We start from the raw sequence: 13,156 nt of genomic DNA, 5'->3' as shown, positions 1-13,156 counted from the left end.
GAGCCTAATTCAGCTAAACTGTTCACCTGCATCTAGGTTAAACAACATTTGCAAGGCTTGCATACAACGACGTCTCGCCTCTACGTCTTGCTGCGCTCGTAGCTGCACCATCGGGTCATGTAAAATTTTGTTAACAATACCCCGGGTTAAAGCTTCGATTACCTCTTGATGTTTATCGCCGAATTCCGAACCCAATCGAGATAAAGCTTTTTCTAATTCTTGTTCCCGAATAGTTTCGATTTTGTTTCGCAGACAACTGATCGTGGTGACGGTTTCTAGCGACCGCCACCAAATATCAAAAGCTTCTACTTCTTCTTCTAGCAGTCCTTCAGCTTCCTGCGCCATCTTGCGGCGGCTTTCATGGTTTTGCGCTACTACTGCCTTCAAATCATCCACGTTAAATGCCTGCACCATTGCTAGTTCGTTAACATCTGCATGGACGTTGCGCGGCACAGAAATATCAATTAACATCAGCGCGCGGGTAGGTTCCAAAACAATTTCTAATTTGGCACGGTCAAGAATCGGCTCTGTAGAAGATGTACTTGTAAACACCAAGTCACATTCGGAAATTACAGTCGTCATTTCCGAGAGTGGATGAGTTTGGATATTGTGTTCCGGGAACTGCTTAGCTAATTCCTGTGCCCGTCCGACTGAGCGATTTAAAACACATATTTTGACAGCACCTTTAGAAAGCAGATGTTGCACTAACAACCGCGACATTTTGCCGGCACCGAGTATTGCTACTCGGCAAGCAGCTAAATTTGCCATCTTCATCTGTGCCAATTCCACAGCAGCAGAACTGATGGAGACTGCGCCAGTGCCGATGCTAGTTTCAGTACGTACTCGCTTACCGGCCGTGATTGCTTGTTTAAATAATCGATTCAAAATTGTTTTTATACCGTTGTATTGCTGTCCCAGTTTGTGAGTATTTTTCACCTGGGCTAAGATTTGACCTTCACCGAGTACCAAGCTATCTAAACCAGCAGCCACCCGCATCAAATGCATGACTGCATCTTGATGCAGCAACACAAATAGGTGTTGGCGTAGAGAAGGTACGGGTATTTTGCTGTGTTCTGAGAGAAACTGAGTTACTTCTCGGACACCTTGTTCGGTTTCTTCAGTAACAATGTAAATTTCTAAGCGGTTACAAGTGCTGAGGATGGCTACTTCTTCAAGATGAGGATAGCTAAGCAGATGTGCGATCGCACTTTCGGTCTGTGGTTCTGGAATGCTCAGCTTTTCCCGGACTTCTACTGGGGCTGTTTTATGGCTTAACCCCACTACTGCTATATTCATTTTGCTAAATCGTATTTACTAATGGGAGATAGGGGATAGGGGATAGGGGATAGGGAATAGAGAATTCCAACACCTGAATAAAAGACCTAATACTCAATTCCCGATCGCCGATCCCCTATCCCTCAAAATTAGTGCAGTTGCAGAACCTTGGGTTCTTCAAACATGTGAATGGTATCAACAAATCGAGCTGTTTTCGACTGGTTGGAGATTACCAAGCTTTGAGTCCGTGCGCCTCCTTTGAAGAAGCGGACGCCTTGCATTAAGTTACCAGAGGTGATGCCACAAGCAGCAAACAAGACTGTTTGACCAGATGCTAGTTCATGAGCATCGTAGACCTTATCAGGGTCATTGATATTCATAGACTTCAGGCGATCGATGTTGGCTTCCTTACTTTCGCCAATCAAACCAGTCTTGACGATTGCAGGATCGTAAATCAGTTGACCTTGGAAGTGACCGCCCAAAGCACGCATAGCCGCAGCGGAGATAACGCCTTCTGGCGCAGCACCGATTCCCATTAGAGCATGAATGTTAGTTCCTGCAAAACCACAGGATAGGGCTGCACCTACGTCACCATCAGAAATCAATTGGACTCTAGCTCCTGCTTCCCGGATTTCTTTGATGAGGTCGTTGTGGCGTTCGCGCTTCATCACCACTACAACAAGTTCTTCAATTGACCGTTCTAGACATTCGGCGAGAATTTTTAGGTTTTCAGTGGCAGACTTGTTGATGTCCACTTTGCCCTTGGCAGCTGGAGGAGCTGCCAGTTTCTTCATGTAGAAATCGGGAGCAGCAAACAAACCGCCTTTTTCGGAAATTGCCAATACAGCCATCGAGCCAGGTTGACCATATGCCACCAGATTAGTACCTTCACAGGGGTCAACAGCGATGTCAATTTCAATTAGTTCATCGGGGTTGCAGAAATCCTTAGCATCTGGACGGCTGCAAATACCAACTTCTTCCCCAATGTAGAGCATAGGAGCATCATCACGTTCGCCTTCCCCAATCACAATGCGACCGCGCATATAAATTTTATTCATCCGCTCCCGCATGGCTTCTACAGCCACTTGGTCAGCGGTGTTTTTTTCGCCCTTGCCCATCCAACGAGCAGAAGCGATCGCGGCTTGCTCAACTACCTCAATAATCTCTAACCCAAGAGTATTTTCCACAGAGTCTGCCCTCTCGATAGCTTGATTTTGCGACTTTTCATCTGGTGATTTCAGTTTTACAGTCTACCAAAGGGCGGATACCGATGGAAACGTGGAAAATAGTCTGCACTGGCGGCTTTGTTAAGTTTTTATACTTACGGGTACGAAAAGTGTCAATAAACCTTGAAATTGCCGAAGTGGAAAGCAGTAACTTTTTCAACGTCCGCAATGGTAGCTTGAGATCATCTAGTGTATATTTTAGTCGGCAATTTAACGCTATTCCTTGCGTTTTAGTTTGAATTGAAACTCCAAGCATAATTCAACGCGAACGTCAACTCTAAATAGAAGGCACAGAGCAGAACGTACAAGTGGAAAGCTCCTGCCAAATAAGGTTTTGGTTTTATTGATTAATATTTTAACTTTATTAATTATGTCCATCTACTTATAAAATTCTCAGATAGTTACTAACTGAAAGACCAACCAAAATGAATAATGATTTAAGTTAGAGATAAATCACAAAATCCATAAAACTTTAAATATGCTCAACTTTCTCAATTCTCTTTTAAATCGCCATCCAGAAAACGTTAAAGCCAACGTTGAAATTTATACATGGCAAACTTGCCCTTATTGCATTCGTGCCAAAATGCTGCTGTGGTGGAAGGGTGTCAACTTCACTGAATACAAAATCGACGGCAACGAAACAGCAAGAGCGCAAATGGCAGAGCGTGCCAATGGACGCCGCACAGTGCCGCAGATTTTCATCAATAATCAGCATGTAGGGGGTTGTGATGACCTGTATGAGTTAGATTCACAAGGTCAACTAGATCCTCTTCTCACTCAACCAGCAGTTTAGGAATTAAGAATAAGGTCGTAGCGATCGCCAAACAAATTTTCTAATTAAGTCGGCGTTGATAAACGTATTTCTCTTAAAGAATAGTTGGAAAGTTAGCGATAACACCACCAGTTAGTAGAGATCCCCCTAAATCCCCCTTTTTAAGGGGGACTTAATGAAATATTTTCTCCCCTTTTTAAGGGGGGCTAGCGGGGATCTGAATAAAATATTTCCCCCCTTTTTAAGGGGGGCTAGGGCGTGTTTTCAAAGTATCGGTTTTGTCATGCTGTAGGCGCAGCCTTCCCGCAGGGTACGAAGCGACAGCGTAGTGAAGCATCTCTATTACCCTGATTTTATGAGATTCTACTCTACGAGAAGCCCTTCGGGTTCGTCAGTCGCTCATGGGGGAAACCCCCAAGACCGCGCTGACTCACCGCTGCGCGTCTACGCTCCATTTCATTTCGCACCCTGCGGGAAGCCGCAGAAGCGTCTACAGAATGACATTTAGGAGTTTGAAAACACGCCCTAGGGGGGATCTGATACTTTTCAAACATCTATTTAGTTGGTAGTTGGTTCAAACAACAAACAACAACCAACCACCAACCATCAATTCAAAGCAGATTGTAATAACTCGCGCATACATTTAACCAGCATACGCTCAGGAAATATTGTTAAAAAATCATCTAAATCATGGATAGCTTTACGGATGTACTCTTGGGAAGCACCCTTAGCGATCGCATACTTGTATAAACTTTCGACTGTTGGATAAAACTCAACTGCCAAATAATAAAGGGCGATGTTTAACGTATTGCGCCAGTCTTGAGTATCTTGTTCGTAACGCTTCTTCGCAATTTTAATGGCAAGAACAAAGTCTGCTCGTGCTTGGCGCGGTTGCTTCAAAGCTTGGTACGCTAAAGCGCGTAAATACAAATACCAATCATCATTGGAATTTAATTTCACAGCACGGTTAACATCAGCAAAAGCCTCGTCGTACTGCTTGAGCATCAGATAGATGTAACCGCGACTAACAAAAACTTTATCGTTATTTTGATCAAGTTCTAAAACATGATTAAAATCTTTGAGGGCTTGATCGTAGCTTCCTAGCAACTGGTAAGTCTCACCCCGACGGGCGATTATCCCAGCGTTATCAGCGTCAAGCTCAATGGCACAATCAAAGTCTTGCAAAGCTTCAGCGTAACACTTCATCTGGCGATAAGTCTCACCCCGCAGTACGTAGACATGTAGCAGCTTGCCACGATCTCGATCAAGTTCCAGAATGCGGTTAAAGTCTGGTAGGGCTTCGATATAATTTCCCAACAAGTAATATGCTGTACCTCGTAACGTTCTCACCTGGATATTATCCGGCTCATATTTGAGAACGCGGTCAAAGTCCGCGATCGCTTCACCATAACGCCCCATCAAATAATATGCTACTCCTCGCAGTAAAAGTGCCCTAATATGCTCCGGTTCAAGTTTCAGGATGTCATCAAATGCCCGCACAGCTTCGGCATAGCACTGCACTAGTAAATAGTTATACCCCTGTTGTATCTTTGCCCAAGTATAATTGGGGTCAAGTTCAAGGGCGCGGTTAAAGTCTATAAGGGCTTGGTCATAGCGCTCTATCAATTGGTAAATATAGCCCCGTTGCGCGATCGCCCTAGGATGATTAGGGTCAAGTTTAATCAGTCGGTCAAAGCTTTTGATTGCGTCTGAGTAATGCTTGTTGTTGCTATAAACATGACCCTGAAGTTCGATCGCTGAATCTAGTGTAGGGTCAAGTGTAATCGCTTGATTGAGGTTCTTTAAAGCTTCGTCGTAGCGTTTGCTGATGTAATAAATCGCACCTCTAAAACTCATAGCCAAGGCTCGCCACTTCCGATCCATTCTGCCCTGCTCTATCAGTGCTGTGAACATTTGAGCAGTGACTTCATACTCTTGCTCTTTCCAGGCTTTCAATCCTTGGAGTAGCTTTTCACCCCAACGCTGAACTTCTGTAGCATCAGAATCTTTCCCAGCCTGAACGATTGTTTCTGCCCAGCATTGAGCAAATTTATAATGCTTTTGGAGAGCCTCTATAAATTCATTCAGAGCTAAAGACAAATATTTGTGTGGTGCTTGACACAAGCGGTGATATAACACATTCAGCTTGTGGCTTTGCCAAAGGCGATCGCACCATTTTTTCTCTTCATCCAGCTGCAAGTCATTTGCCAAGGAATCGTAATAGTCTGCCAGTTTCCCTTGCAAATGCGTCCAACTTTGCGCTGATGAAAGCCGCTTATGACGTAACATCAGCGTTTTGGCAACATCATGATACACCCAACCATTTGGATGAGCTTTCACAAACGGCATCTGTTGCAGCCAATTTAACAATTCCTCTGCCTCTTCCTCTGAGCGCAATTGCACTAGAACGTCTCGATATAAATACCGAGGCAGCGCAGCATTAAGTACTCCTTGTCGCCGCTGGGGATCTTTCATCCACTTTAAGAAGCGTTCTACCACCATTCCGTTAGCATCGCCAATTTGGCTAGTGTCATCGGGAGTTTCCACCGCAAGAGTGGCAACAAGTAAAGGCAAGCCTTCAGAAAGGCGCAAAATCACATCAATAATTTCGTTGTCGTTAATGTCCTTATAGGAGAGATATTGTCTGGCTTCTTCCTCGGTAAAAGGTTTTAAAACCAGACGCACCATCGATCCCTCGTAGCATCTCCAATGGTTCTTATCCAACTCCTGCCGACCTGCAATAATCAGTAAGATATTCGACGGTACGTCACCATAACGACCATCCAAAATATCTCTCAGCCAGGGGTCTAAAAATTCCTCTGTGCGATCGCAGTTATCAAAAAACAGAGCAATATCTGATTTTTCTGCTACCTTCCACAAATCCTCTAAAAACAGAGGCGTCAAGACAGCAATAGCTTCCTGCAATAAGCGTAATTCGTCTTTACTCGCTAATTTTTTGGCTGCGTAAGCTGTCCAATCTCCCTGCGTTACCTCAACATGCCGATCTGCGAATTCCAAGACAACATCAGTACCCGGAATTTGCTGCGTCAAATACACTTCTTTATGAGGGAGAGTTCGTTCTACAAAAGCCGAAAACCCTTGAGGGCATTCGCAATCAGTTTCTAATTCCTGTAATATTTGGCAGTAAGCTTGATAACTCTCATTAAACCGAACAAGTTTGTAACCTTGCTGTTCTAACTGCTGCGCCAGACGACTCATTACCTCTGGTATGCTTTTTTCCAATTCGTCTGTATATGCGCTAATTAATTTTGCATGTTCGGCGATTTGGCGAAATTGCCGCAGCAAGGAACTTTTACCAACACCACCTGCGCCAGCAACATTGAAGATAAAGCGACGATGATCGTCCTCAAGTGGTAATTCTAAATTTTGACGAAATAGGGTAATTTCTTCTTCTCGTCCGACAAAATTTAATTGTTGATGTTGCTTAACAATCTCTTGCAACGTCCGACGCTTTTTTTGGGGATTGTCAGTGGACAGAAAATCTGAGTATTGCGTCCCCGCTTCCACAACCTGACTGACAAAAACCCGATCTTTGTCCTCCAGCAACGGTAACTTTTCTTTAATTGTCGCGATCGCCTGTATCACCGCTTCCCGATCTGCCGGGGAAAAAGTTGAACTCACATGATTTTCAGTCATTTTTGTTACTCCATTGGGACACACCTTAAATAGAGTGTTCCCAAATAGAGAAAAAGGCGATCGTTAAGGATCGTGAATCAAATAAAATGCAAAACTTTTATCTCGTAGGGTGCGTTACGCTATCGCTAACGCACCCTACATTAGAAGTGAACAAGGTAGCAGAGGTAACATCACTATCAGCAATTGGCAATAAGATGAAAACTGTTTTACGATCTATGTACAGAAACATGTACATAAACTGATGCTTTCTTACAAAATCACATCCCCAACCGATGCGAGAAATGACTTTTTCAAGTTGTTAGACCTGGTAGTAGAAAATCATCAGGTGTATATCATCAACCGTCGTGATGGTGAAAATGTAGCGTTGATTGCTGAGTCAGATTTGGTGAGTTTGCTGGAAACGGTTTATCTTTTGCGTTCCCCTGCTAATGCACGTCGGTTATTGGATGCAATAGAAGAGTCGAAAACAGGAAAGATTCAACCTCAAACTATCGCAGAACTTCAGCAGGAGTTGGGGATTGAGCAAGAAGAAGAAAAAGAAATCTGAAGTTGATGAAGTTCAACCAGTTGTAGTTAATCGCAGTCCTGGTTTTAGTTCTCAATTCAAAGAAGATTTAGCTTGGTGGTGCAAGCAAGATTTTCACAAAGCGTCGAAAATCTTGGATTTAGTGACGGCTGTCATGCAAGATCCCTTTGAGGGTATCGGCAAACCAGAACCATTGAAGTATCTGGATGCAAATATCTGGTCACGGCGAATCGATTTAGAACATCGGCTTGTTTATCGGGTGGGAAACACCCAGATTGATTTTCTAGCTTGTCGGTATCACTACGATTGAAGAAGGCAGAAGGAATAATATAAATTTTCTCCCCACCTCCCCATCGCCTTTTTCATCGCTTCAGTCTTTACTCTCAAGAATTGTTCCTTTAAAATTCGCATCTGCAAGGATCGCCCCTTCAAGGTTCGTCCATTCAAGCTTTGCCCGTTCAAGGTTCGCCCATTCAAGGTTCGCCCGTTCAAGGTTTGCCCGTTCAAGGTTCGCCCCTCCAAGGTACGCCCCTCCAAGGTACGCCCCTTCAAGATTCGCCCCTTCAAGATTCGCCCCTTCAAGATTCGCCCCTTCAAGATTCGCCCCTTCAAGGTTCGTCCATTCAAGGTTCGCCCCTACAAGGTACGCCTGTTCAAGGTTCGCCCCTACAAGGTACGCCCTTACAAGCTTCGCCCTTACAAGGTTCGCCCCTACAAGGTTCGCCCCTACAAGGTTCGCCCCTTCAAGACTTGCCCCTTCAAGACTTGCCCATTCAAGGTTTGCCCCTACAAGGTACGCCCCTTCAAGATTCGCCCCTTCAAGATTCGCCCCTTCAAGGTTTGCCCCTTCAAGATTCGCCCATTCAAGGTTCGCCCCTACAAGGTACGCCCGTTCAAGGTTTGCCTGTCCAAGGTTCGCCCCTTCAAGATTCGCCTTATAAAAATCTTTGAGGATGAGAATGCAGTTTTGCAAATCTAAAAAGCTCAAGCACTTTAAGCAAAACACATCCTTATCAAAATCTACTCTTTGTCTATGCAACCTAGAAATCCAAGCACCAAAATCTTTAAAATATGTTTTCTCTGAAGTTTTTATTACTGAATAGTGCCATTTAATCTGAGAAAGATTTTTTGTGGCTCTAGCGCAGGCATTCAACACAGCTAACAGTGCTTCTTCGGCGTTACATGCCTGTCGATATTCTTCGTTAAAATTAGGTAACTTTAATTCTTCCATCGGCATTCCATCACGCAGCATGAAACTAAATAAATGGCATAGCATCTGCTGCCATTTGCCAACTTGAGATTTATCCTGCAACCGCATTTCATCGACTAAAAAGTTAAACAGGTACTCATTCATTTTGTTGGGGCCACACAAAATCGCCCAGTTTTTCAAAGCCTCTTTCTCATTCCAACTAACATAGCGATTATTTTTGCTAACTTCCTGCATTTCATACAGACGCTTTAATTCCCACACAATGCGTCTTGCTGTCAGATACTCACCAAAGCTCTTGTGAGTAAATTCAAAGGTTTCTTCCCGTTCTCTAAAACCTGTTTGTCGAAAATAAAAGGCAGTTAAAAGCCGAGTTATACCAGCTTTTTTATCTTGCTTAAAAATCTCTAAAACACGTTGCAGGATATCGCTGTCACAATGCTTTTCAATTTCTATAACTGTTGTTGTCCTTCCATCTCCCCCATGCCAGGCAGCAACAGCAATTGCTTCTAGGATGCGAATGAAATCTTCTTCCTCAATTCCCTTAAGTACCGGATTCTTAATTGCTAAATTTTCATCAGCCCAAACCCGCTGATAAACTTGCTTTAATAAATCTGCATAAATTTCATTCAGGTTGCTATCCTCAGAAAATATCAGTTCACCTCGTATATAGCTCAAGGCAACTAGGTAATTTAATAAGGGTTGGGAAGTAATTTCTCTCAGATGACCTTGGTCTAATTCTGTTGGTAAACCAGTATATCCGCGACCGCTAGCTTTACCATAAGACTGCCACCAACGCTGTCTTTGATCTACTTGTAAAAATTTGTGTTCATCAATGTAATTCTTTTCCCTTATCTCTTCTTGAGTAACAAAATAGGACAGAATATGCAGGATTTGCTTCGGCTTGCGAAACTCACTCTGATTCTTTTGGACTACGAGTTCCCGACCACTGATTAGAACTTGTAAGCAAGTTTGAGACGAATTAAAACCAATTACTTGTTTTTGCACTTCATTCACAAATTCTTGGGCAACTTCCTCGGCTATTTTGCCCTGCATTGCCAACTCATCCAAACCATCAAAAATAACCAGCAAGCGTGAGACAGTATTACTTTCTTCCAAAGGATTGACAGGCAGAGGAATACTACGCATTAATTTGATAAACTTGCCTACTCCATTAACTAAATCATCTTTTGGATCAAAAAGGTGTAAAGGAATAAATAATACTGGAACCTTTCCTCTCTCTGCTTGTTTAGCTGCAAACATTTTGGAAAAAGAAGATTTCCCGCTTCCCGGGCCTCCACTAATCACCCGGATAGCGTCGGTGCGGTTAGCTTCATCTAACCAAGCTTGTAGTTCTGTTTCTAAGTCAACAACAATTCGTTCGATCTGATTGTCTTGACCTTGTTCTTTGCGTTTTTCATAATAAGCACGCAAAGGAACATAAACTTGTTTCAAGCCAAAGGCTTCTAAAAATATTGGTTCTTCAACTTGTTTTTGCAGCCAAGCGCCATAACGTTGCCATGCTTGTTCTCGTTCGTTGGCTTGAGTGAAGGGAGTATCGAGTTCCTCTTTTAAACAGGCGTATTTGTCAGGATGTTTTGCCCACTCTTCATGCAGCGCAAACACAAAATAGGTAGGCAGACGATGAACAATTGTTTCTGCTTGCGCTGGAGTGACGCCAAAGCCTTCTAACCATTGGGCAAAAGGAGTTTTAATTGCTTCTAAAATTGGTAATTGTTTGGGGTTCTGAAAAAAATCCTGGTCAATACGCAATTCCATATTTTCCAGGGAGAGGTCTAAGCGAAAATTACATATCACTCCAAGGTCAGTGAGGTTTGGCTTTTTGACTATTAACTCTTGATTTCCCTCAACCAAACTTAGCATTGCCTGTATCAAAGAGCGATAAATTAGTACCCAGGCAATTTCTTCCGGTGTTTCTGCAAAACCCAATGATGCTGCAACATCTACAAAATCGGTGGCTACACTATCCCATTTACCAAGAACACCATCTATAGCTGCTTTGCCGAGTGATTTGAAGAGTTCCTTAAAATCTGCCTTTATAGATTTATACTTATTCCACACTGCCACAGGCTTACTGACTGAAAATCCAGAACGGCTGTTCATATAGGTATGTTGCTAAAAATATTTAGCTTATCTGTTATCTATTTAAACAACCGTTTATGGATGATTTTCTGAAAATTACATCCTGTAGCACTTGTCAGTGAAGTCGTGACGCCTAGTATGGAATCATCGCGTGCATCTGATTGAGTCAAAAACTGCACATGCTGATGAAGAAGAATTGCGATCGCTCTCAAAACTCCAATATTCTCACTTGAAACGAGAAACGTCTCATCTGAAACAAGAAACTTCTCACTTGAAACAAGAAACTTCTCATCTGAAACAAGAAACTTCTCATCTGAAACAAGAAACTTCTCATTTGAAACAAGAAACTTCTCACTTGAAACGAGAAACTTCTCACTTGAAACGAGAAACTTCTCACTTGAAACGAGAAACTTCTCACTTGAAACAGCAAAATTTAAGCTTTGAACAAGAAACGTCAAGCTTTACACTTGAACCTTCCAACTCAAAGCCCTAAATTTTTACTTGGAAACCTGAAACGCCGAAATAATTTCTACACCTTCGGAAATCTCGAACTGCACCTTGCCAGTTTTCTTATTACAACATTACATAAATTCATAGCGAAATTTTAGCACCAAGACTCCGCGCGACGGCAGTCGCTACAACGGGGGGCTGCGGGGCCCCCACGTCAGTGGGGTTGGGGGGAAACCCTCCAACGCGCTGCCTCCCCTCTGCGTTCTCCTTTGCGAGCCTCTGCGTTTTAATTCCCTACCAAAGCTGTACCTAGCAAACCGCCTTTGCATATCATCTGCGTACTAGAGGTAGGATCTTGTTATTCTAATAGAATGACGTCAAATCAAACTCACTTACTGCGACTTTCCCAAGGACAACTTAATCTCTTAGAACGTTGTCCGCGTCAGTTCCAACACTCTTACTTGGAACAACTTTATTCTCCTGCCGATCCGGAACGTGAAGAACATCAGATTTTGGGGAGTCGCTTTCACCTGCTGATGCAGCAGCGAGAAATGGGTTTGCCAATTGATAGTTTTCTACAAGCCGATGCACAGCTGCAAAATTGGATGACAGCTTTTGCCAATGTAGCACCAGAAATTTTAACGCCTGCGACTGACAACCAAACTTTTCGAGAAAGCGAACACTATCGCACGTTGCCAGTACAAAATTATTTACTCACAGTTGTCTACGATTTATTGATTGCAGATCCCCAGCAAGCACAAATTCTCGACTGGAAGACTCATCCTAAACTGCCCAATAAACGTAAGTTAGAACAAAATTGGCAGACACGCCTTTATACGTACGTATTAGCTGAAACCAGCGATTATCAGCCAGAAAATATTTCAATGACGTACTGGTTTGTCCAGTCTGAAGGTAAACCACAGAGTATAAAATTTAGTTATAATACCGCCCAACATGAGAAAACGGCTAAAAAACTTACGCAACTGTTAAGTAAATTAACTCGTTGGCTGGAAAATTATTATCAGGGGAAAGATTTTCCGCAAGTGCCAGAGGGTAGCAAAGCTTGTGAATATTGCCAATTTGCGAAGAGGTGCGATCGCCCTCAGCTTAATTCTGAACAAACATCAAAAGCAAAATCTCCTTCACATCCAGTGGGCACTAACTTACTGAATCTCGCTACGATCCAAGAGGTATCCCTGTGAAGGAATTTGTTGATGGTTGGTAGTTGTTTGTTAATGGTTGTTCCATACAACAAACAACAAACAACAAACAACAAAAAACAAACAACAATATTATTTTATGCATTCAGATGAATTTGATGCGGTTTATGTCCGCGAATTAGGAATTGATGACATAGCCCCTGTTTATCATTTGGGAGAAGAATTATTTACCAGCGATTTATATCCCTATCTATATCGTTGCTGGGATGAGTGGGAAGTGATTGGACTTTACAACACCGATCCAGAATACTGTCTTGTTGCCGAAATTGATGGGGAACTAGCAGGATTTGTTTTAGGAACTATCATCACAAAGGCATCCTGGACTTATGGATATATTCTCTGGTTAGGAGTGAGTCCAAAATTTCAACGGCGTGGCGTGGGAGATAAACTAGTTGATACTGTCATTGCCCGCATGATCGAAGATGGGGCTAGATTTATGTTGGTAGACACCGATCCAGAAAATGTTCCAGCGGTGAAGTTTTTTCGCCGCAAAGGATTTGGTAATATCCGCCAACATGTTTTCTTGTCGATGAATTTAAGCAGGCATGAATATTATGGCAGACTAATTGATTACGAACGTCAAAAAGCCGAAAGAGCAGGTTATAGGAAATCATCGCGTCCTATCCGCACTCGTAAAGCTGAAGCTATTACTAATGAAGTTGCCCTTAATGTCCTCATGAGTGAATCTCAACGCCAAGAAGATTCTCCCGTATAAACAAT

The 13,156-nt window shown here is 42.9% G+C and carries 10 protein-coding genes; 6 read left to right on the top strand and 4 right to left on the bottom strand.

The window, feature by feature from the left end; genetic code table 11:
- Positions 1 to 9: 9 nt before the first annotated feature.
- Positions 10 to 1,296 (bottom strand): glutamyl-tRNA reductase, encoded by a 1,287-nt coding sequence (locus FIS9605_RS0107280; protein WP_026732003.1) that lies wholly within the window; start codon positions 1,294 to 1,296, stop codon positions 10 to 12.
- A gap of 128 nt (positions 1,297 to 1,424) precedes the next feature.
- A complete protein-coding gene (gene glpX / locus FIS9605_RS0107275; protein ID WP_026732002.1) occupies positions 1,425 to 2,462 on the bottom strand; it encodes a class II fructose-bisphosphatase in 1,038 nt (345 codons plus the stop codon).
- Positions 2,463 to 2,979: 517 nt separating this feature from the next.
- On the opposite strand from glpX, the gene grxC reads away from it, so the two are divergent.
- Entirely contained in the window at positions 2,980 to 3,294 is a 315-nt protein-coding gene (gene grxC, locus FIS9605_RS0107270; RefSeq protein WP_026732001.1) for a glutaredoxin 3, read from the top strand.
- Positions 3,295 to 3,879: 585 nt separating this feature from the next.
- Here grxC and FIS9605_RS0107265 read toward each other — a convergent pair.
- The gene (locus FIS9605_RS0107265; RefSeq protein ID WP_026732000.1) at positions 3,880 to 6,930 is read right to left on the bottom strand and encodes an ATP-binding protein; all 3,051 of its coding nucleotides are present in this window, start codon (positions 6,928 to 6,930) and stop codon (positions 3,880 to 3,882) included.
- 241 nt (positions 6,931 to 7,171) lie between these two features.
- Here FIS9605_RS0107265 and FIS9605_RS0107260 point away from each other — a divergent pair, with 241 nt between their 5' ends.
- A complete protein-coding gene (locus FIS9605_RS0107260; protein ID WP_026731999.1) occupies positions 7,172 to 7,477 on the top strand; it encodes a type II toxin-antitoxin system Phd/YefM family antitoxin in 306 nt (101 codons plus the stop codon).
- Positions 7,449 to 7,766: a Txe/YoeB family addiction module toxin gene (locus FIS9605_RS0107255; RefSeq protein ID WP_026731998.1), complete on the top strand. Its 318-nt coding sequence runs from the start codon at positions 7,449 to 7,451 to the stop codon at positions 7,764 to 7,766. The genes FIS9605_RS0107260 and FIS9605_RS0107255 overlap by 29 nt, the downstream gene beginning before the upstream one ends.
- Positions 7,767 to 7,826: 60 nt before the next feature.
- On the opposite strand, the gene FIS9605_RS36465 is transcribed toward FIS9605_RS0107255, so the two are convergent.
- On the bottom strand, positions 7,827 to 10,787 hold the full coding sequence (locus tag FIS9605_RS36465) for a pentapeptide repeat-containing protein (RefSeq protein WP_035139439.1): 2,961 nt from the start codon (positions 10,785 to 10,787) through the stop codon (positions 7,827 to 7,829).
- Between the two features lie 130 nt (positions 10,788 to 10,917).
- On the opposite strand from FIS9605_RS36465, the gene FIS9605_RS42465 reads away from it, so the two are divergent.
- From FIS9605_RS42465 to FIS9605_RS0107235, 3 genes are all read left to right on the top strand, one after another.
- Complete coding sequence (locus tag FIS9605_RS42465) at positions 10,918 to 11,259, top strand: hypothetical protein (RefSeq protein ID WP_026731997.1); 342 nt, start codon at positions 10,918 to 10,920, stop codon at positions 11,257 to 11,259.
- Between the two features lie 328 nt (positions 11,260 to 11,587).
- On the top strand, positions 11,588 to 12,418 hold the full coding sequence (locus FIS9605_RS0107240) for a PD-(D/E)XK nuclease family protein (protein ID WP_026731996.1): 831 nt from the start codon (positions 11,588 to 11,590) through the stop codon (positions 12,416 to 12,418).
- A gap of 97 nt (positions 12,419 to 12,515) precedes the next feature.
- The gene (locus tag FIS9605_RS0107235; RefSeq protein WP_026731995.1) at positions 12,516 to 13,151 is read left to right on the top strand and encodes a GNAT family N-acetyltransferase; all 636 of its coding nucleotides are present in this window, start codon (positions 12,516 to 12,518) and stop codon (positions 13,149 to 13,151) included.
- The last annotated feature ends 5 nt before the right edge of the window (positions 13,152 to 13,156 follow it).

This window comes from Fischerella sp. PCC 9605 (genome assembly GCF_000517105.1).
Taxonomy (GTDB): domain Bacteria; phylum Cyanobacteriota; class Cyanobacteriia; order Cyanobacteriales; family Nostocaceae; genus PCC9605.
Note: the sequence above shows the minus strand (reverse complement) of the source record. Positions and strands in the feature narration are given on the sequence as shown.